The 21517-nt window shown below is 28.8% G+C and carries 16 protein-coding genes and 1 tRNA gene; 3 read left to right on the top strand and 14 right to left on the bottom strand.

What is annotated here, in order from left to right:
* Positions 1-11 precede the first annotated feature (11 nt).
* The 12 genes from coaBC to I6E31_02410 form a co-directional block, all read right to left on the bottom strand.
* On the bottom strand, positions 12-1187 hold the full coding sequence (gene coaBC / locus I6E31_02465; protein ID MCF2638832.1) for a bifunctional phosphopantothenoylcysteine decarboxylase/phosphopantothenate--cysteine ligase CoaBC: 1176 nt from the start codon (positions 1185-1187) through the stop codon (positions 12-14).
* A gap of 11 nt (positions 1188-1198) precedes the next feature.
* Positions 1199-1870, bottom strand: coding sequence for a hypothetical protein (locus tag I6E31_02460; GenBank protein MCF2638831.1), 672 nt, complete (start codon positions 1868-1870; stop codon positions 1199-1201).
* Positions 1871-1925: 55 nt separating this feature from the next.
* Positions 1926-2990 (bottom strand): magnesium/cobalt transporter CorA, encoded by a 1065-nt coding sequence (gene corA / locus I6E31_02455; GenBank protein MCF2638830.1) that lies wholly within the window; start codon positions 2988-2990, stop codon positions 1926-1928.
* 35 nt (positions 2991-3025) lie between these two features.
* Positions 3026-4555 carry an Eco57I restriction-modification methylase domain-containing protein gene (locus tag I6E31_02450; protein ID MCF2638829.1) on the bottom strand — a complete coding sequence of 510 codons (1530 nt, stop codon included), beginning with the start codon at positions 4553-4555 and terminating at the stop codon, positions 3026-3028.
* The gene (gene murJ / locus I6E31_02445) at positions 4556-6016 is read right to left on the bottom strand and encodes a murein biosynthesis integral membrane protein MurJ (protein MCF2638828.1); all 1461 of its coding nucleotides are present in this window, start codon (positions 6014-6016) and stop codon (positions 4556-4558) included.
* A 21-nt stretch (positions 6017-6037) separates the two neighbouring features.
* Positions 6038-6724 carry a segregation/condensation protein A gene (locus I6E31_02440; protein MCF2638827.1) on the bottom strand — a complete coding sequence of 229 codons (687 nt, stop codon included), beginning with the start codon at positions 6722-6724 and terminating at the stop codon, positions 6038-6040.
* Positions 6699-7655, bottom strand: coding sequence for a bifunctional riboflavin kinase/FAD synthetase (locus I6E31_02435; protein ID MCF2638826.1), 957 nt, complete (start codon positions 7653-7655; stop codon positions 6699-6701). Before I6E31_02435 ends, I6E31_02440 begins: the two co-directional genes overlap by 26 nt.
* Positions 7656-7661: 6 nt before the next feature.
* Positions 7662-8567 carry a DNA-binding protein WhiA gene (gene whiA / locus I6E31_02430; protein ID MCF2638825.1) on the bottom strand — a complete coding sequence of 302 codons (906 nt, stop codon included), beginning with the start codon at positions 8565-8567 and terminating at the stop codon, positions 7662-7664.
* A gap of 20 nt (positions 8568-8587) precedes the next feature.
* Positions 8588-11329, bottom strand: coding sequence for a DNA polymerase I (polA, locus tag I6E31_02425; protein MCF2638824.1), 2742 nt, complete (start codon positions 11327-11329; stop codon positions 8588-8590).
* 200 nt (positions 11330-11529) lie between these two features.
* Complete coding sequence (locus I6E31_02420) at positions 11530-13719, bottom strand: penicillin-binding protein (GenBank protein ID MCF2638823.1); 2190 nt, start codon at positions 13717-13719, stop codon at positions 11530-11532.
* A gap of 30 nt (positions 13720-13749) precedes the next feature.
* A complete protein-coding gene (rlmN, locus tag I6E31_02415) occupies positions 13750-14802 on the bottom strand; it encodes a 23S rRNA (adenine(2503)-C(2))-methyltransferase RlmN (protein MCF2638822.1) in 1053 nt (350 codons plus the stop codon).
* 60 nt (positions 14803-14862) lie between these two features.
* The gene (locus I6E31_02410; protein ID MCF2638821.1) at positions 14863-15972 is read right to left on the bottom strand and encodes an alanyl-tRNA editing protein; all 1110 of its coding nucleotides are present in this window, start codon (positions 15970-15972) and stop codon (positions 14863-14865) included.
* Between the two features lie 133 nt (positions 15973-16105).
* On the opposite strand from I6E31_02410, the gene I6E31_02405 reads away from it, so the two are divergent.
* The 3 genes from I6E31_02405 (at position 16106) to I6E31_02395 (ending at position 17927) form a co-directional block, all read left to right on the top strand.
* Complete coding sequence (locus tag I6E31_02405; GenBank protein ID MCF2638820.1) at positions 16106-16978, top strand: RluA family pseudouridine synthase; 873 nt, start codon at positions 16106-16108, stop codon at positions 16976-16978.
* Between the two features lie 49 nt (positions 16979-17027).
* Positions 17028-17114, top strand: a tRNA-Leu gene (locus I6E31_02400).
* Between the two features lie 639 nt (positions 17115-17753).
* Positions 17754-17927, top strand: coding sequence for a hypothetical protein (locus I6E31_02395; GenBank protein ID MCF2638819.1), 174 nt, complete (start codon positions 17754-17756; stop codon positions 17925-17927).
* A 274-nt stretch (positions 17928-18201) separates the two neighbouring features.
* Here the strand turns inward: I6E31_02395 and I6E31_02390 are convergent, their stop codons facing one another.
* The gene (locus I6E31_02390; protein MCF2638818.1) at positions 18202-19563 is read right to left on the bottom strand and encodes a TolC family protein; all 1362 of its coding nucleotides are present in this window, start codon (positions 19561-19563) and stop codon (positions 18202-18204) included.
* Positions 19564-19575: 12 nt separating this feature from the next.
* Positions 19576-21513 (bottom strand): MacB family efflux pump subunit, encoded by a 1938-nt coding sequence (locus I6E31_02385; protein ID MCF2638817.1) that lies wholly within the window; start codon positions 21511-21513, stop codon positions 19576-19578.
* Between the last annotated feature and the right edge of the window lie 4 nt (positions 21514-21517).

Genomic DNA, 21517 nt, shown 5'->3' with positions numbered 1-21517 from the left:
ACTCTTTTTTATTATAACTCAATCTCTCTTAAAATATCAAATGCCAATTGAGATTTCTCTTTTTCTGGTATCTCTTTAATACTATTTTCAGATTTTATTATTCTTATTTGGTTTGTAGTTTTTTGCATATTAGAAGCATTATTTGCTACAATCATATTCAGATTTTTTCTCTTTAATTTTCCAATAGCATTTTCTATAATATTCTCTGTTTCAGCTGCAAAACCGATTAAAAATTGTTTATCTTTCAATTTTCCCATCTCAAAAAGTATATCTGGGTTTCTATCTAAAACAATTGTCATATCCCCATCTTTCTTCTTAATCTTTTCAGTAGAATAATTTTTAGGTTTATAATCTGCAACTGCTGCACAAGCTATTGCTATATCAACTTCTGGAAACTCTTTAATAGTTGCCTCATACATCTCTTGGGCACTTCTAACTTTTATAAATTTCTTTAACCCTTCAGGTTGAGAAAGTTCAGTAGGACCAGAAACCAGTATTACCTCTGCTCCTAATTTTTTAGCTGCTATTGCAAGAGAATACCCCATCTGTCCACTAGAACGATTAGATATATATCTTACAGGATCAATAGCTTCCTCCGTTCTTCCTGCTGTAATAAGAACAGTTTTTCCAGTTAGATATCTATCTAATTCTTCCTCTTGAAAATGATCTTCAATAATTTTTACTATCTCTTTCTCATCTTTCAATCTTCCCTTAGCATTTACATTACAAGCTAAGAATCCCTCATCAGAGTCTATAAATTTATAACCATATTTTTTTAATTTATTGATATTTTCTTTTAAAATAGGGTTATTATACATATTAACATTCATTGCCAATGCAAAAAACACAGGCTTAGTTGTAGCTGAAATAACAGTAGATAACATATCATCAGCTATTCCATTAGCTACCTTTCCAACTATATTATATGTAGCAGGAGCAACAAGAACTACATCTGCCCACTCAGCTAGAGATATATGCTCAACTTCAAAATGTGGAGTCTTATCCCACATATCCACATAAACTCTCTCTTTAGAAAGTGTTTCCAATGTAAGTGGAGTTATTATTTTAGTAGCATTTTCACTCATTATAACCTTAACATTGTACCCTTTTTTCTTTAACATAGATACAATATTAGCAGATTTATAAGCAGCTATCCCACCAGTTACTCCAAGCAGTATATTTTTCATTTTAGCCTCCATTAATTTTGTACTCTTTTATCTAGATAATACTCATCTCTTTTATTTCTAAACTCTTTTATCTGTTCAGCTGAAAAACCACTATCAACTAAATTATCAAAATTATAATTTTTCAGATCATCCATAAATTCAATATACTCTTCACTTAAAATATTTATAAATTTTCTATTCTTGCTATATATTTTACTTATTCTTTCACCTTTATTAAGTTGAGTTACAATATCCCAACTCATTTTTTTATCTAAAAACTCTCCATATTTCTTTTTAGCATCATCAATATTTTTAATTTTCCCTGAAAGCTCCTCAAGAATTTCCAAAGTAAGATCTTGAAGATACAACATATTATTTTCTTCTAAATAACTATTTAGTTCTTGAAATCTACTTGATGCAAAGAATTTTTCTATCTCTATTTTATAAGTATACTTTTCTTTAAAATTATATGGGATACAATAAGCAGTTAAATATTTTTTCAACCTTTGAATCTCTTCTCTATTTTCCTTTAAATTTTTTTCAAATACTTCTAATTGTCTTGGTGTAAATTTATTAAATGATTCTACTTCATTAACAAGGTTTGCTATCTCTTTATCTTTTATACTAATAGTCTCTTCCAGCTTTGAAATTTTCTTTAAATACTCCTCTTCATTACTTTTTTTGAACATTGATAGTAATCCCATATTCCCTCCCAAGTACATTTATATTTAATTAGATTATATGTTATTTTTTCTATTCCTACAACCATTTTTTTCTTTTAAAATATGTCAACATTCCTAAGACTAAAACAAACATCAATAGTAAAACAGCATAGTATCCCTCTTTCCACTCAAGCTCTGGCATATACTTAAAGTTCATACCATACAAACTTGCAAGGAAACTTAAAGGCATAAAGATAGTTGAAATAATGGTAAGTATCTTCATTACCTCATTCATTCCATTACTGATAGTTGAATGATAAAGTTGAATAAGCTCTGTAACTCTACTATTTAAAATATCAAGTGTATCACAAACTATTGTTCCGTGATCAAATAGGTCTGTTAAATAAATTTTAATATCTTCATTAAAATACTCTGTCATCCCCTTAGATTGAAGCTTAGCAATTAACTCTCTAATAGGTCCAATTGTTCTCTTTAATGTTGTAAACTTTTGTTTTAAAGTCATTATATTTTGAAGATCCTCTTTATCAGAATCATTTATAACTTTAGCCTCTAGTCTATCTATCTCCATCTCCACTTCATCAAGTACAATAAAGTAGTTATCAACTATTGTATCTATTATCGTATAAGCAAGATACCCTACACTTTTCTTTCTCATCTTTGAGTTATGAGCCTCAATTCTTGTCCTTATCCCATCAAAGAAATCCCCAGGACTCTCTTGAAAAGTTAGTAGACAATCTTCACCTAAAATAAATGAAACTTGCTCATAACCTATCTCTTTAGAGATTAGATTAAGCTTTAACAGTTTCATAACTATAAACAGATACTCTTCCCTCTCTTCAACTTTAGCCCTTTGAGTACTATTTGCTAAGTCTTCTAATACTAGGTTATCCAAATCAAAATGTTCCCCAATCTTTTTTAATAGAGGGATATTGTGTATTCCATCTACACTTACCCAAGTAACTCCTCTAAAGCTAGTATCAAAATCAATTTCCTCATCTTCACTATAATTCTCTTTTTTTATTACACTGTCGTTGTATGAAAAGACTTCAATAGAAATTTTATGCTTCGGGTTCTCACCTGTGTAAACTATACTCCCTGGGGGTAACCCTACTTTTTTCTTTCTATTTGATGAATCTGTCATTCCAACCACCTCGTTTCTCTTTCCTTTACATTATATTATTTTTCTAATACTTTCTCTTTAAAAAAACTATTTATCAATTCTTCTCTCTCTTCTGAGAAACTAACTATCTGCTCTTTTATAATTTTTTCGATATACTCTATCTCACTTTTATTATCTGGATAGTATATTGGAGTCTCTTTTAATGGAGTAGAGTAAAATTCATAGTTCTTTCCCTTTATTTTACCATTATATTTGAACCATTGCAAAAAAACTTCTGAACTCATATACCCAAGGATATAAAACAGACTGATATTCTCATTGTTTTTAGTTACAAAATAGATATCAGCACTTCCAAAAAATTCCCCTTCATTATAGGCAAATTGATTTGTTTTACATCTCTGCCTCACAAGAATTTTAGGCTTTGAAAATATCTCTCTTTCTCTAGCCCACTGTAACTCCCACCATTTAATTCTTCCTATTGTTACCTCTCTACGTTTAGAAAGTTTCTCTCTATATTTTTCTAAATGGTTTAAAACTTTTTCATCTGGCACAACATTACCATCTAAATATAGTATCCAAAACTTATTCTTCTCTGTAATATACTTTCCTATATCTTTATTTTTATAAAAAGGTTTTAAATATCCTTTAAATTCCTCTTTATATTCATCAAAAATATATGCTTCATCTAATCCTGAAACTATTCCTTGATTTATATTTACAAGATCTTTTAAGAAAAAGTTAGAATTTTTTAGTATCTTCTTATTAAATTTTAAAGTTTCTTCATCAGCTAAAAGGATTTTCTCCTTCTCATCATAAAGATTTTCACTGTTTATATAAAAACTTTTCTCTGGTAACTGAACCTCTATCTTTTCATTTTCAATTAGATTTTTTTCCCAAGTAAATATTATATTATGCTGTCCAGTAGCTTTACAAAAAAGCGAGTTATCATAATTTTTTATAGATATAAACTCTCCATTCTCTCTTAAAGTTCCCCTTAAAATTTTAGCCCCATCAGCTCTTAACCAATAATTTGTAGTTAAATATACTAGAGTTCCACTCTCTTCCAAAAGCTCAATCCCTTTCTCAATAAAGAAATAGAAATAATCCATCTTTCCTTCATAATATTTCTCTCCAAGCTTTGTTTTTTTTACCTCTTGAAAGAGAGATTTATTATTTTTCTCTCCTAAATATGGGGGATTTCCTAAAAGAATATTAAATTTTACCCCTTCTTTTTGTAGAGAATCTTCACATAAAATATTTACCTCTCCATTGATTCCATATTTTTTTAATAATCCTCTACCTTTTATTCTTGTTAATTTAACAGCCTCACTATTTATATCAAAACCTGTTATCCACTCTTTTAAATAGATATATTTTCCAACTATCTCTTTAGAAAGTTTTAAAAGCTCTTCTAAAGCCTCTAATAAAAGATTTCCATTTCCACAAGATAGATCTCCTATTCTAACTTTTCTTAAACTCTCTTCATTTTTACCTAATTTAAAATAGTTATCTAAAGCACTTTTCACCATATCCTTTGCAACATCTTGAGGAGTATAAATACAATAATTATATTTTTTACTATTCATCTAAAACACTTCCATTTTCTTCTGCAATAAAGATTTTGCCCAAAATACCATATAAACTGCTGAGAATACAATCAATTTTAAAATAGTATTTGACACATACCAACTAGCTATTAATGCAATAATAGTAGTCAAAGTAACCTTTATTAAAAATATAAAAGATCTCTTTAATGAGAAATTAATATACTTATGTCTAAATACAAATAGTAGTAAAAGAAAGTTTACTCCTGATGCTATTGATGTTGAAAGTGCCAAACCTTTGTATGCCAATGGTTTTATAAATAGGAAGTTCAAAAGAATATTTATACCAATAGATACCATAGAAAATTTTACTGGATAAGCACTATTTTTCATACTATAAAAAGCTCTTGTCATAAGATAGATAGCTGTATAAAAATATAGTCCTAATGAGTAATAAAGTAGTGCTTCTGAAGTAACTTTTACTGCCTCTTCTCCAAATTTACCATATGACAGTGTTAATCTTATAACATCAGTTGCATAAAATGTAAGAACAGCAGTTGATGGAATTATTAAAAATAACAGGATATTTAACCCTTTAACTATATTATCCTCTGCTGTTTTTAAGTCATCCTTTGCTACAGCTTTTGAAAGTACTGGAAAGATAACTGTTGATATTGATACCCCAAAAACTCCTACAGGTAGCAGATATAATCTTGTAGCATTTTCAAGAGCTGTAACCCCTCCCTCTTGAAGATAAGAGGCAAAAACTTGGTCAACTATTGTATTTACCTGTCTTGCAACTATTCCAACAAGCATAGGACACATCATTATAAATATCTTTTTCAAATATGGATCTTGCCAATTTATCTTAAAAGAGTATCCTTTTACAATCTTAAAAAATGATGGAAGAACCACTAAAAATTGAAATAGTCCACCTACTACTACTCCATAAGCTAGAGCATCTATACCAAAAGTTTTACTAAAACACATTGATGCTCCTATTATAGCTAAATTAAAAAATATAGATGTAGATGCAGGTATAGCAAACTGCTTAAAGTTATTAAGCATAGCACATATCATTCCAGATAAGCTGATAAAGATAAAATACACAGACATTATCTTTAAAAGTTTTGATGCTAGAATTTTAGTTTCAACTGGGAAACCATTTACTATAAGTTCTATAATTCCATTTGAGAAAATTATCATCAGCAAAGTTATTATAGTACTAAAAACAAAAATCAAATTTAGGATAGAGTATATAAACTCCTTTCCTTTCTCTTCTCCCTCTATCTCAACTTTCTCGTTGTAAAGAGGTATAAAGGAGCTTCCTAAAGCTCCCTCACCTAAAAGTTGCCTAAAGAAATTACTTATCTTAAAGGCACTAAAGTAAGCATCTGTAGCACTAGAAGCTCCAAAATAATATGCTATAATTGTAGCTCTAACTAGCCCTAATACTCTACTTACCATTGTTATTATCATCACTAGAAGTCCACTTTTAAACATTAAAAACTCCTCATTATTTTATTAATTATTTTTCTCTCTTTTCATTACCACATTATCTTCAATTAAGATTAGCCCATCTTTATATAACTCTAAAATAGCAAGGAAGATATAAATTAGGTGCATTCTATTTTCAGCCTCTTGGAAAAGCGAATCAAAGGTTCTATTTTGTGAATAAAGCTTAATATATAAACTATCCATCTCATCTTTAAGAGTATAATTTTTTTCTAAATGAAGCTCCATAAACTCACTATCTTCATTTTTTTTCAGATATTTTATATAAGCATTATATAGATCTCCAGCTTTTAACTTAGATAGATCATACTCTTTAGCTGTTTTCTTTATTATTTTTCTCCCCTCTCCACGAGAATAAGAGATATTATACTCATTTTCCATCTCTCCAATTTTTAAAGCTATCTCTTTAAACAGCTTATAATCTTCAAGACGTCTTTTCAACTCTTTTTCCTTATTTTCCTCTCTATTTATACTAAGTAGAGTTGAAGCCTTTATTTCTAAAAGTTCAGAGGCTACCACAAGAAACTCTACCATTATATGAAAATTTTCCTCTTTTGCCTTTTCAAGTACTGAAAGATATTCATCTATTATTTGTGAAATCTTAATTTCAGATATTTTTAACTTCTTTTTTTCAATAAGATGTAAAAGCAGATCAAGAGGTCCTTCAAAATTATCTATCTTTAGAACAATATCCATTTTTCCTCACTTTTACAAATGTCTGCCAATTTTTTACATCATTTCCAATTACTTTTTTAAGTTCATCTATTGAGTTAAATTTCTTTTCCTCTCTCATAAACTTCATAACTTCTACATAGATTTTCTTTCCATAAATATCTCCATCAAAGTCTAAAATATGAACCTCTACACTTCTTTCACCTGGCTTTAATGTAGGGTTTACTCCAATATTTACAACTCCATATCTTTTGATATTTTCCCCTTCTATCTTTAAAGTAGCTCCATAGATACCTAAAGGTGGATATAATCTATTTGCCATCTTTATATTTGCAGTTGGGAATCCCAATTGTCTAGCTATTTTCTTTCCATGGATAACTTCTCCAATTATTAAGAACTTATGTCCTAGATACTTATTTACCTCTTCAAAATGTCCCTTTTGAAGATTTTTTCTAATCAATGTAGAGCTAATAACCTCTCCATCAATAGATACAGCAGGGATCTCATTTACTTTCATTCCCATACTCTCTCCAAGTTCAATAAGATCTTTAGTTTTAGCCTTTCCTCCCTCTCCAAAAGAGAAATTAAAACCTACAAAAAGTTCCTTACTATTTACCTTGTTTTTTAAAATTTCTACAAATTCAACTGCTGTTAAATCAGCAAATTTTTTATTAAAAGGTTGTAAAATAAGATAATCTATTCCCATCTCTTCAAATAGATAGATCTTTTCCTCAATAGTATTTATACATTTTGGTGCTCTATCAATATTTATTATCTCCATAGGGTGATTAGCAAAGGTAAATACAACTGATTTCCCTCCATTTTCTTTAGCCTTTTCAATAGCTCCCTTTATAAGTTGCTGATGTCCATAGTGTAGTCCATCAAAAGTTCCAATAGCTGTGTAACTATTTTCAAAAATCTCATTTGTCTCAAATATATCCTTAATTACTTTCATCTTGGTTTACCCCTGTTCTTTCTCTTCCTCTTCTAAAAGCTTATTGTATATTTCCTCTATTCTTCTGAATCTGTTTCTTACTCCTGACTTTGAAATTCCTATTATTTCAGCAATTTCTTGAAGAGAACTCTCAGGGTTGTCCAATCTAATGATTGCCACTTCTTCTAAAACAGAACTCATATTATTTAATCCTATTGAATTTTCAATATAGTTTATCATCTTTATCTGATTGTTACCTGTATTTAAAGTTTTTGTTTCATTGGCAACTTCCCAATTCATCTCTCTAATAGTTTTATTTTTAAGATCCTTTATCATAGTCATCTCTTCATAATTAAAAAATGCCTGAATAGATCCTATAACAACCATTATATCCATGATATTCTCTGAATTTCTCAGATATACAAGAGGTTTATTTCTCTTCTGTGTTTTAAAAACCTTTTTATTTTTAGCCTGTAATATCTCATACAATCTTTCTGCTGCCTCTTCATTATCTATAAAAAAATCTAAAGCATACTCTTTAGCAGGATCTTTAATATATCCACAAGCTAAAAATATCCCTCTAATAAATCCTTTTAAAATCTCTTCACTCGCTAATATCAAAGGTGTTGATAAATTAAGTTTTTCAATAAAATCTTTAAATCCCTTTTGTCTTTCCAATGTAACAATATATATATTATGCTCACCAAGTCTTCTACTTGTAACATATTTTATACCTATTTTTAAATTTGTAAGCTCCTTTAAAAATTTGTATACTCTTTTAGCTAAAGAGATATTTTCCAATTTAAGTTCTATCTTATCTTTAAAAATAGCATCTTTACTGAGGAGTATTCCTGATAGTTCAGCCATTTTCTCCATATCAGTAACCATTTCATTAGTCAATATCTCTTGTTTTACCTTAAAAGTGTAAGACATCTTCTAATATACCTCTCATTCTACTTTGTTTCAGCCCAGTTTTTTCCAATATTTGTATTGATATCAAGAAGTACATCATCAAATTTAACAGCATTTCTCATTATATCCTCTATTATCTTTTTATACTCCTCGATTTTTTCCTCTTTAATCTCAAATATAAGTTCATCGTGTACTTGTAATAATAGGTTAATCTCTTCCTCTTTTCCCTCAAGTACTTTATATAACTCAATCATAACCTTTTTCAAAATCTCTGCAGCTGTTCCTTGAATTACACTATTTACAGCCATTCTCTCAGCTTGATTTTTTATATTCTTATTCTTTGAACTTATTCCCTCAATAATTCTTCTTCTACCAAAAAAAGTTTCAGTATATCCATATTTTTCAGCATATTCTATAATCTTCTTTTCAAACTCTCTTACTTTAGGATACTGTTCAAAATATCTATTGATATACTCTGTTGCCTCTTTTTGAGTAATTCCTAGCTCTTTTGAAAGTCCAAAGGCAGTTTTACCATAAATGATACTAAAGTTAATAATTTTTGCTATTATTCTTTGCTCACGGCTTACCTCTTCATCTTCACCAAGCTCAAAAATCTTTTTAGCAGTTACCTTATGAAGATCCTCTCCTCTTTTGTAAGCTGATATAAGATTTTCATCCTTTGAAAGCTCTGCTAAAACTCTCAATTCAATTTGTGAGTAGTCTATACCCATTAAAAGATTTCCCTCTTCAGCTATAAATCCTTGTCTTATCTTAATTCCCTCATCTGTTTTTACAGGAATATTTTGTAAATTAGGGTTTGAAGATGATAATCTACCTGTTGTAGTTCCTATCTGATTAAAAGTTGTATGAAGTCTATTATTTTCATCTACTAATTTTGGTAGAGCATCAACATAAGTATTTTTCAATTTAGATAACTTTCTATAATCTAAAATATATTCAGCTATCTCTACTCCATCATTTTTCATACCCTCAAGAACTTCAACATTTGTTGACAGTCCTGTTTTTGTCTTTTTAGTAGGGTTTAAATTCAGTTTTAAAAATAGAATTTCTGAAAGTTGTTTAGGTGAATTTAGGTTAAACTCCTCTCCAGCTATTTCAAAAATTTTCTTTTGTAACTTATCAATAGCTATCTCAAGTTCCTTTTGATAGTTAGCAAAGTATACAGGATCAATTTTAATACCTTTTACTTCCATAGCTGAAAGAACTTTAATTAGAGGCATCTCTGTTTTTTCTAAAACCTCAAGAAGATTTTTCCCCTTTATCTCCTCCATAGCTATATCATAAGTTTCTAATATTCCTTTACTTCTCTCAATAATAAACTTTCCATACTCTTCAGTAGATATATTTTCAGCTTTTTCCTTTCCAAATTTTTCAGCATAGCTCTCTAACTCTATTCCTGAAAGATGCTCCAATGGAATTTCAACACCCTCTTTAGTTTGTGAAGATATTAGATGATAAGCTATCATTAAATCTATATCCATATTTTTAATTTTAACTCCCTCATTTAAGAAAGGTTTAAAATCATATGAGATAAATTTAATATCAGAGTTTTCAAAGAAATCTTTCACAAGTTGAAAATCTATATTTTTATGAAATAGTGGTGTATGTTTCAATGGAAGATAGAAATCATCTTTTACACTACTTATTCCAAGTCCAGTAGTTGTATAATAGAAAGCACATCTTTTCTCTTTAGATAGTTTATCTACCATCTTTTTAAATTTTTCTTCATCATCTACAATTACAAACTCTCTCTCTTTAGATAAAACTATCTCATTATTTTGAACATTATCAAAAAGTCCAATTTGTGAGTTACCAAAAAGCCCTAATTGTGGTGATGAATTAGTAACAACCTCTTCTTTTTTCTCCTTTGCTCCAAAATTTTCAAGCTCAAGTTTTTTTATTAATACTCTAAACTCAAGTGTTCTAAATAGCTCAGCTAATCTATCTTTATCAAGAGAGTACTCTAAAAACTCTCCATTACAATCAATAGGTATATCTTGTTCAATAGTGGCTAGATCTCTACTCATAAAAGCTATCTCTCTATCCTCTATCATATTATTTACTAAAGATTTCCCAATTCCTGGAAGTTCAGTAAGTTTATCTATATTTTCATATATTCCCTCTAAGTCTCCATATTTATCAAGCATAGGTATAGCTTTTTTAGGTCCTATCTTTCTAACTCCTGGTATACCGTCACTAGAGTCACCGATAAGTCCGAAGAGATCAGGAATTTTCTTTGAAACTACACCTAGATATTCAATAACATCCTCATCAGTTTCAATAATTTTAAACTTATCTCCACCCTCTCCTTTTCCTAAAAGAGCTATCTTTATATTTTTATCAAGAATTTGAGCTAAGTCCTTATCTCCTGTAACTACAACAACCTCAATTCCTTCATTTGAAAGTTTTTTAGCTAGAGTTCCAAGAACATCATCAGCCTCATATCCTTCTATTTTAAATCTTTTTATATTGTAACAATCAAGTACCTCTTCTATTCTAGGAATTTGAACCAATAAGTCTTCAGGTACAGCCTCTCTCTGTGCTTTATATTCACTATAAACTTCACTTCTTTTTAATGAAGATCTCTTAACGTCAAAAGCTGCTCCTATATAATCTGGTGAAAACTCCTTTATAATGCTTAAAAGAGTATTAGTAAAGCCATATACTGCCCCAGTAGGTTCTGTTTTGGTTCTAAAATTCATATTTGCAAAATATGCTCTATACATTATTGCACTTGTGTCTAAAAGTACAGCTTTCTTCATCTATTTCCTCCAACATTCATTTATTTTCCATTCAATATTATATCATAAATCATTATCAAATACTAAAATTTATTTAATATCAATTAAAAGAAAAACTCTACTACATCAACTTAATATTAAGATAAAAATAATCCTTAAATATTTTACAAATAAAAAAAGCTGAAGAAATCAAAAAGATTTTCAACAGCTTTTTTTTTATTTTAGTTTCCTAAAAGTCTATTAAATAGTGAGTCAGTAGCAGTAGAGTTTTCTGGTGCTTTCTCTTCATCTTCTACATCAAAATTATTATTAAAGTTATTGTTAAAATCATTGCTACTATCAAAAGATTCAGAAGGCTTCAATCCTCCTTGACCGAAAATACCTGCGATACCATTTTCATATTTAGCAGCACTTTCTAACTCTAAACTTCCCTTTCTAACTAAAAACTCACGTCCTTTATTAGAAAGAAGTCCATTATTAACAGTCATAGTTTGTGTATAAAGATCTCCATTTTTTAAGTGGCTATCTAAGAAAGAGAATGTTGTAGGAAGATACAACCCTTTATTTATAAGGGTTTGATAGTATTTAGCCCACATAGGAGCAACTCCTGTTCCCCCTGTTACATTTCCCTTGATAGGCTTGTTGTCATCATAACCTATATAGATAGTTGTTACATAATCAGGAGTTATACCAGCAAACCAAATAGTTCTATTTTCATTAGTAGTACCAGTTTTTCCCCCTTGCTCAATTCTCTCTTTATTTTTAGTAAATACAGAGGCTCTATTTGAACTTCCATGTCTTACAGAACTTTCAAGCATAAAGGTAATTATACTTGTATTTACACTATCAAAGACTTTCTCTCTCTTTGGTGTATTTTCATATACTAAATTTCCATATCTATCTTCAACTTTTATTACAGTTACAGGTTCTACAACATAACCTCCATTTGCAAAGATAGAGTAGTCAATAGCATGTTGTAGTGGTGTATTTTCAAAAGATCCTAATGATGCTGTTAAGTTATCAGGTATTTGTAAGTTAGGATCTATTTTCCCCATCATCTCTATAAATGTCTTTGTTCCAACTTTCTCTAAAAGTTTAATAGAAACAATATTTAACGATCTATCTAGTGCATTTAAAAGAGTTACATTGTGAGAATATCTGCTACCATAGTTTTTAGGTATCCAATTTCCAAAAGAGATAAATGAATCGTCTACAACAGAGTTCATCTCCATTCCATTTTCCATAGCTGATAGGTAAAGGAAAGGTTTTAATGATGATCCCAACTGTCTTTTAGCCATAGTTGCCCTGTTAAAGTTTCCAGATTTAAAGTTACGCCCTCCAACAATAGAGATAACATGCCCATTATCAGGATCAATAGTTACCATTCCACCTTGAAGTTTAGGGTTTTTCTTAAAGAAATCATAGTTTTCAAAAGTTTCCTTTGCAACTTTTTGCATCTTAACATCAAGAGTTGTATAAACTTTTAGCCCTTCAGTATAAACTTTACCTTCACCAAAGGTATCAACTAAAAATTCTTCAGCTAAATTTGTAAAATCAGGGTAGTTTGTTACAACATTAGTTTTCTTATTGTAAATAATAGTTGTATTATCATCAAGTTTAAAATCTTTTGGCAGATCATCTTCATTTATAAACTTCCAATTACTTGCTGTATCATATTCCTCTTTTGTTATCAAACCATCATTATACATCTCTGAAAGAATAAGATTCATTCTTTGTAAAGATGCTTTCAAATTCTTTCTAGGATTATATTTTTCAGGTCTGTTAGGTATCCCTGCTAACATTGCTGATTCAGCTAAATTGATTTTAGATATATCTTTTCTAAAAAATTGTTTAGCTGCTGTTTTTATTCCATAAGCTCCTGAACCAAAGTAGATCTCGTTCAAATATTTTTCCAAAATCTCATCTTTAGTATACTTTCTCTCTATTTCAAAAGTAATTATAGCCTCTTTTATCTTTCTTGATAACTTTCTTTCATGTGAAAGAAAGGCATTTTTGGCAAGTTGTTGAGTAAGAGAACTAGCCCCTTGAACAGCACGTCCACTTTTTATATTAGCTACAATAGCTCCAAAAAGTCTTTTTAAATGTATTCCATGGTGTGAATAAAATTGTTTATCCTCAATTGCTAAAAAAGCATTTCTACTATAAAGTGGAACCTCTTTTAATTTTACACTGTCTCTTGACTCTCTATAAATAGTATCAATTACCTCACCATTTCTATCATACAATACTGTAGGGAGAGAAGGTGAGTAATCCTCAATTAAAGTAGCTATATCAGGTAACTCCTTTGAGTATTTTGATATTACTCCAAGAACAAGTCCGCCAGTAGCAAGTCCTCCAAGAAGAATAAGAACAACAAAAACTTTTAATATTGTTTTTATAGGTGATTTCATATTATTCAACGCTCCTTATGGATAAAAATACTATTTTTTTGCTCCTTTTTGTCTAAGTTGTCCACAAGCTCCATCTATATCTGTTCCTTTTTCTCTTCTTAATGTAACATTTACCTTTCTTACATCTTTTAAGAATGTATAGAATTTATCTATTTTCTTATCTGAAGGTCTTTCAAACTCTGTATTTGCAACAGGATTGAAAGGTATTAAGTTTACTACGTGATCAAAGTCATGTACAAAATCAGCTAGAGCATTAGCGTCTGTATCTGAAACATTGAAATTATTTATAAGAATATATTCAAAAGTAATTCTACGTTTTGTTTGTCTTTGATACTCTTGTAAAACTGCATATAGATCTTCTAAAGGATAAGCTCTATTTATAGGTATAATTACATCTCTCTTTTCATTAATTGCACTGTGTAGAGATACAGCTAATTCAATAGGAAGTTTTTCAAGTAGTATTTTTTCAATATTTGGAACAATTCCTGAAGTAGAGATAGTTATTTTTCTTTTAGAGATATTGATTCCATTTTCATTTGAAAGAATGTCTAAAGCTTTTAAAACATTGTCTAAGTTTAATAGAGGTTCTCCCATTCCCATAAATACTATGTTATTAATGTTACTTCCTTGTTTAACTAATCTTCTTTCAACTGTATAAACTTGGTTGATAATCTCATTTACATCAAGATTTCTAATAAACCCATCTTGCCCAGTTGCACAGAAAGCACATTTTACAGGACAACCAACTTGAGAAGAGATACAAAGTGTATTTCTTTTGTCTTTATGTCTTAAAAGTACTGTTTCAATTGTGTGTCCATCTTCAAGTCCAAATAAGAATTTCTCTGTTTTGTCAATTTTTGATACTTGTTGTCTTAATAGGTTTAAAAATGGTATATATGCCTTTTCTCCTAAAAGTTCTCTATCTTTTAATGAGAGATTTGTTATCTCATTTAGATCTCTTACTATTTTTTTATGTAACCAGTTAAATATTTGTTTTCCATAGAATTTTTTCATTCCAAGTGATATTACTAAATCTTCAAGTTCCTTTTGATTTAGGTTTAATAAATTGATTTTATCTGTCATTACTCCTCCAATTATAAATTATTAACATATTATTATAACAAAAAATTCATTTGAATACAACTAGGAAAGGAAAGTTTTAAGATTAGTTAAAAGTTCATCTTTTGAAATTTTTCCTTTGAAATTTCCCTTAGTTTCACTTCCTCCACCTTTGATTCCACCTTGAGTAGTGATAAGATGCTTTATAAACTCCTTACAATTAACCTTGTTACTCATTAATGAATAGTTTTCATCATTTCCAGTTATAAGAAGATAAGTATCTAAATCAACATATCTTCCTAAAAATTGTCCTACAACCTTATCCCCTAAATAGATTACAACTTTATTATCTCCAATAATTTCAGCCTCTCTCATAAGTTTTTCACTTAATAACTCAGCATAGTTAGATGCTAGATTTTTTAATTCCCCTTCACTTTTCTTCTTTTCATCTAAAACTTTATCTACCATTTCAACTATTTCATTATCTTTACAACTAAATTTATGGCAAAGCTCTCTTGATAAGTTATGCTTGAACTTGTAATCATTTAAAGCTCTATCTCCTGCTATAAAGTAGAATCTTGTATAGTTACCTTTTATCTTTTCATGGTTGATTAGTTTGAAAACTCTAATATCCTTTGTATTTTCTACATGGAAACCAGCACAAGCTCCTAAATCAACCTCTGGAATCTCTACAAATCTAACATCTCCAGTTACCTTATCTTTAATAGCTTTTCTCAATCCTTCAACCTTCATTGCATCTTCATGGTTCATAATGTATATTTTTAATTGAATAGCCTTTTCAATAATTTCATTCGCTTTAAATTCTAACGCCTCTATTGTTTCATCACTGATAGTGTTTGAATCTAAATCTACTGTTGTATATTCTTCAGCCATTCTAAATCCAACTGTGTTTAGTTGATAATCATTGTAAGCTATTGCTGAAAATAGATGTTGTGCTGTGTGTTGTTGTGCTATATCTCTTCTTCTATTTTCATCTATTGAATACTCATACTCACCTAAAGAAAGCTCTCTATCCACAATAACTTTACTTTCTTTAACCTCTAAAATTTTACTCTCTCCAATATATCCTCTATCTCCTAATTGTCCGCCCTTTCCATCAGGATAGAAAACATTTTCTTTTAACTCTATTTCATAACCATTTTTTATTTTATTACAACTTAAAACTTCTACCATTTTCACCCTCCTATCTTTTTTTCACTCTTTATTATACCATACAACTATAAAAAGTTTTAACTTAAATAGAAAAGTTTAGAATTTTTTTGTAAAAGGTGGTATAATATAGTCTGACAGATTTTAGGAGGATATAATGAAGAAAAAAAATACAGTGTTTAAAGTTGAAGTTAAAAATGAATTAATGGCTTTTCTTATGGAGAAACTTGCTGGAAAAAGTCGTACAAGCATCAAGTCACTTCTTACAAAGAGAAAAGTTTTTGTAAATGATGAGGTTATCTCACAATATAATCACCCTTTAATGCCAGGAGATTCTGTAACTGTTGATTGGGGTAAAAGCGAGGCTATTAGCAATATGAAAGGTGTTGCTATTATATATGAAGATGATGATGTAATTGTTGTGGAAAAGGATAATGGAATTTTATCAGTAGCCACTGATAACGAGAGGGAAAAAACTGCATATAATATGCTTAAAGAGTATTTAAAAAATAAGAATCCTAAGAATAAAATATTTGTTGTTCACCGTTTAGATAGAGACACTTCTGGAATAATGATATTTGCTAAGAATGAAAAGGCTCAAGATATTTTACAAACAACTTGGAATGAGTCTGTAAAAGAGAGAACATATGTGGCTCTTGTAGAGGGAGTTGTAAAAAAAGACAGTGATACTATTATATCTTATTTAAAAGAAAATAGAGCCTTTATAACATACTCTAGCCAAGATCCAAAAGAGGGTAAAAAGGCAGTTTCTCACTATAAAGTTATCAAAAGAAATAAAAACTACTCTCTTTTAGAGGTCAGCATTGATACTGGAAGAAAAAATCAAATCCGTGTACATATGCAAGATTTAGGACATAGTGTAGTTGGAGATAAAAAATATGGTTCAACTAAAAATCCTATTAACCGTCTTGGACTTCATGCTAGCACAATAGTTTTTGTTCATCCTGTTACTAAAAAGGTTCTTCATTTTTCTAGTAAGATACCAGATAGTTTTACAAAATTATTTTAATTTTGCTTGACAAAGTGGGGTAAATATTATATTATTATATAGCAAACGTGCCTGGGTGGCGGAATGGTAGACGCGACGGACTCAAAATCCGTTTCCTGATGAAGGAGTAAGGGTTCAAGTCCCTTTCTAGGCACCACTTATTTGATTATTAAGCTCTCAAATTTGAGAGCTTTTTTTATATGTCTCAAAGTATGGAAGTTACCTTTTCATATTCTAATTTTATTACAATTTTTTCAAATTTTTTCGTCATATAATCTAATTTAACAAAGTTACCTAATTAATCAATGCAAATATTATCTAAATACTCATCATTGTATAAATTTTTAAAATGATTCCTGTTTTCTTCTTATTGTTTTTTTTATTAAAAAATATTTTTTAACTTTTAGCAATAATGATAATATTCTGAAACTTACTTTTGTTATCAATTTTTGATAATTTACCTGTTTCTTTTTTATTTCTAAATTTTTTTCATACAGATAATTAATAACAGTACTTAATTTAACTTGTACTAAAAAAATATCAAAATTGATTTATTTTAATAATTATTTTACATAATTTAGTATCAAATCTAACGGTCATTTATTTAAGAATTTTATAGAGGAAAAATAATGATTTAAATGATACTATAATAAAAGGAATTAGAGAATATCTTATAAAACTTGCTGAAAAGCAGATTATAATAGCTTTTAATCAATTTGAAAAGGAAGTTCAAGACCTAAGAGAAAGAACCAAGGAAGCTTTAAGTGAAAGAAAAAAGCAAGGGATTGTTTTAGGAATGAAAAAAGGTACAACTTTTGAAACTAAAAAATCGAAGGAAATGAAAGTTCAAATAGAAAAACTATCTCGGCACTTTAATGGGAATTTAAAGGATTCTGAAGTAATTTCACTTTTAAAATTGTCGAGAGAAACTTATTATAAATATAAAAAAGAAATTTTTAAAATTAAATAATAAAAAATACAGACCAGACTTTAGATTAATAAAAATTTATTTTCTAAGAACTTGTCTGTATTTTTTTATTTAAATAGTTAATTTTTTTCTATTTCAATATAAAAAATATGACATTTATTCATATCAAAATGAAAATCTTCAATATTTTCAGCAAAACTACATAGCTGAGTCATTACTATAATTTAATATATTGAATTAACTAGTATATTAATAATCTTTAAAATAAATTTTATTGTAGAAAGTACTAATTTACAGAAATAAGTTCATATTCTCATTATTTTTTAACCATACCACCTATACTTTGATAGATTGTATTCTCTATTTTTATCATTTGGTATTTAGAGTTGATAATATTAAGTCTTGATAATGCCTCATCATTGAGACTTAATAACCACTCTCTAAGTTCTACCTTTCCATTTTCATATTTTCTTTCATAATTAATAGCAATTTCATTGTCATATTCATTGATATTTTTTAGATTAACATAATTTTCCTGCTCTTTAACATATAAAAAATAGTTATAATCTATCTCATTAAGAGCTGTGACTATCCCCTGTTGAAAATTCAATTTTGCCTCTTCATATTCAGCACGACTAATTTTTATATTCCATTTAATCTCATTCCAATTGAGAAATGGCAAATTTATACTTACACTTCCTAAAGCTACTGGTGTTTTTAAAATGTTATTAAATTTATCACTACTTGAACTAAGAGCAGAACTTATAGTAATATTTGGATAAAGCTGTTTCTCACTGGCAACTGCATCTTTAAAAGCATTTTTTAATCTGTACTCATAAGCTTTTATATCTGGACGACTAGCAACTACATTCAATGGTACATCTAAATTTACTCCTAGATTTTTAACTTTTAATATATCTTTATACTCTATTTTTAACTCATCATCTGGTTTGAGATTTAAAAGGTTACGCAAAAGTGATTCTTGTTCCTTTTTATCCTTCTCATAAGAGATAAGAGTATTATTACTTCTAATTACCTCTCTTTCAGCTTGTTTTTTATCTAAAATATCTACTGTTCCATATCTCAATTTATTATCAACTATTTTTTCTATGTCTGAATAGTTTTTACTCATACTTTTATTGATCTCTATATAATTTTCAAGATAGATTATAGAAAAATATGAATCAATTATACTATTTATCAAAGTTAATTTTGTCTTTTCATAATCTTCAATAGTTGCTTTATACTCCCACTCTTGAGCATCTTTCATATCTCTTAATCTCTGCCAAAGATCAACCTCATAACTTATATTAAAACTTCCAGAGTGATCTATATTTGAATTTCCACCACTCTCTATATTTTTAGAAGCACTTGAACCTAAATTTCCACTAAATTCTGGAACTAAATCACTTCCAATAATTTTAGCTTGATATAGAGCTTTATTAATATTTATAGCTGCCTTTGCTAAGTCACTGTTATTCTTTAATCCCAATTCTATTAAATTATTTAATTGTTCATCTCCATAACTTTCCCACCATTTGCTATCAATATTATAATTTTTAGATAGTTCCTTGTAAGTTTTTATCTCACTATCTATCTTTTGATAATCTTTTTTTAGATTACTACAACTTCCTAGGATAACTCCTAAAGCTATTAATATAATAATTTTTTTCTTCATAATTCTCCTTTATTAATCTCTTGAAAGAGCATTTATTGGATCAAGTTCTGAGGCATTTTTTGCTGGCATATAACCAAAAATAACGCCTATCATAGTTGAGCATAAAACTGCTGCAACTATTGAGAAAATAGAAAAGATCATTGTGAAATTTTTTACAAAGGTATTAAATATCATTCCAAACCCTACTGAAATTCCAACTCCTAAAACTCCTCCTATTAAGCAAATAAGTACTGCCTCAATTAAAAATTGTTGTAAAATATTTCTCTGTTTTGCACCAATTGCCATTCTTATTCCAATCTCTCTTGTTCTTTCAGTAACAGATACTAACATAATATTCATAACTCCTATCCCCCCTACTACAAGTGAGATACAGGCTATACAAGATATAAGCAATTTCATTGTATTAGTAGTGCTTTCAACAGTTTTTTTCAATGTATCCACATTCATTATAAAAAAATCCTTTGCCTTATGTCTTATTGTAAGAATATTTGTTACATCTTTTTCAGCTATTTGCATATCTACACTGTCTTTTATCTTCATAGTGATTGAATTTATATGATTGTCTCCTATTATTTTGTTCATAGCAGTTGTATAAGGAGTATACAAAACAAGATCACTATTGTTCATTGACATATTATTTTTTGTTATTACACTTCCTATTATCTTCAATGGTCTTTTATTAAATATTAAAATCTCTCCAATAGGATTTTTTCCATTAAAAAGTTGATCCTTACTATTTTCATCTATTACCACAACTTGATTATTATTTATAACATCATCTCTATTAAATAGTTTTCCTAAATCAACTTTCAATCCCTTTACATTAAAATACTCCTCTCCTACCCCTCTTAAAGAGGCTGTATAAGCCTTATTTCCATATGTAAGAGTTCCACTTCCATTGATATTAGGAGTAACACTTTCTGCATAAACCTGTTTTCTTAAAAAATCTGCATCTCTAATATTTAGATTTTTATCTGCATTTCTATCTCCTCTACCTCTACCATTATAAATATCTAAGGTATTTGTTCCTAAAGAGTTTATGTTATTCAATATCTCTTGTTGAGATCCATTTCCCAATGCAACAACACATATTATTGAGACTATACCAATTATTATCCCTAACATTGTAAGCATAGATCTCATCTTATGGGTAATTATAGCATTAGTTGCCATTTTCAAAGACTCTAAAAATTGAGCTTTAGAGTAAAATATATTTTTTTTCACATTATCTGTCTTCTTAATTGAATTTTCAATAATTTCAACTTCTCTCTCAACTTTTTTTGTACTATCATTATATATCTCTCCATCTTTAATCTCTATAATCCTATTAGCATAGTTTGCTATATTTTTATCGTGGGTTACTAAGATAATTGTATGCCCCTCTTTATGAAGATTAGTTAATATCTCCATTACTTTTTCACCACTTTTAGAATCCAATGCCCCAGTAGGTTCATCAGCAAGAATTATCTCACCTCCATTCATAAGAGCTCTAGCTATTGATACTCTCTGTTGTTGCCCTCCAGATAATTGATTAGGTTTATTTTTAGTTCTCTTTCCTAAATCTAACTTTATTAAAAGCTCTTCAGCTCTACTATTTCTATCTTTTTCACTAACTCCAGCATAGATAGCTGGCAATGCTACATTTTCAAGAGCTGTTAAAGTCGAAATAAGATTGTATCTTTGAAAAATAAAACCAAATTTTTGCTGTCTTAGCTCTGACAACTCATCTTTAGAAAATCTACTTATCTCTCGTCCAGCTATTTTATATGAGCCATCTGTAACTCTATCTAAACACCCTAATATATTCATTAAAGTAGATTTCCCAGAACCTGATTGTCCTATTATTGCAATAAACTCCCCTTTTTTTATTTCAAAAGAGATATTTTTTAATATATGAACTCTATTCTCTCCCTCACCATAATATTTATTTACATTTTCTATCTCTATTATCTTA

Source organism: Fusobacterium varium (assembly GCA_021531615.1).
Lineage (GTDB): Bacteria > Fusobacteriota > Fusobacteriia > Fusobacteriales > Fusobacteriaceae > Fusobacterium_A > Fusobacterium_A varium_C.
This window is presented reverse-complemented; position numbering and strand designations above follow the sequence as displayed.

Excerpts from the sequence above, each read along its gene's own strand:
- coaBC (MCF2638832.1), bottom strand. The coding sequence starts at position 1,187 with ATGAAAAATATACTGCTTGGAGTAACTGGTGGGATAGCTGCTTATAAA.
- I6E31_02460 (MCF2638831.1), bottom strand. The coding sequence starts at position 1,870 with ATGGGATTACTATCAATGTTCAAAAAAAGTAATGAAGAGGAGTATTTA.
- corA (MCF2638830.1), bottom strand. The coding sequence starts at position 2,990 with ATGACAGATTCATCAAATAGAAAGAAAAAAGTAGGGTTACCCCCAGGG.
- I6E31_02450 (MCF2638829.1), bottom strand. The coding sequence starts at position 4,555 with ATGAATAGTAAAAAATATAATTATTGTATTTATACTCCTCAAGATGTT.
- murJ (MCF2638828.1), bottom strand. The coding sequence starts at position 6,016 with ATGTTTAAAAGTGGACTTCTAGTGATGATAATAACAATGGTAAGTAGA.
- I6E31_02440 (MCF2638827.1), bottom strand. The coding sequence starts at position 6,724 with ATGGATATTGTTCTAAAGATAGATAATTTTGAAGGACCTCTTGATCTG.
- I6E31_02435 (MCF2638826.1), bottom strand. The coding sequence starts at position 7,655 with ATGAAAGTAATTAAGGATATATTTGAGACAAATGAGATTTTTGAAAAT.
- whiA (MCF2638825.1), bottom strand. The coding sequence starts at position 8,567 with ATGTCTTACACTTTTAAGGTAAAACAAGAGATATTGACTAATGAAATG.
- polA (MCF2638824.1), bottom strand. The coding sequence starts at position 11,329 with ATGAAGAAAGCTGTACTTTTAGACACAAGTGCAATAATGTATAGAGCA.
- I6E31_02420 (MCF2638823.1), bottom strand. The coding sequence starts at position 13,719 with ATGAAATCACCTATAAAAACAATATTAAAAGTTTTTGTTGTTCTTATT.
- rlmN (MCF2638822.1), bottom strand. The coding sequence starts at position 14,802 with ATGACAGATAAAATCAATTTATTAAACCTAAATCAAAAGGAACTTGAA.
- I6E31_02410 (MCF2638821.1), bottom strand. The coding sequence starts at position 15,972 with ATGGTAGAAGTTTTAAGTTGTAATAAAATAAAAAATGGTTATGAAATA.
- I6E31_02405 (MCF2638820.1), top strand. The coding sequence starts at position 16,106 with ATGAAGAAAAAAAATACAGTGTTTAAAGTTGAAGTTAAAAATGAATTA.
- I6E31_02395 (MCF2638819.1), top strand. The coding sequence starts at position 17,754 with ATGAAAAAAGGTACAACTTTTGAAACTAAAAAATCGAAGGAAATGAAA.
- I6E31_02390 (MCF2638818.1), bottom strand. The coding sequence starts at position 19,563 with ATGAAGAAAAAAATTATTATATTAATAGCTTTAGGAGTTATCCTAGGA.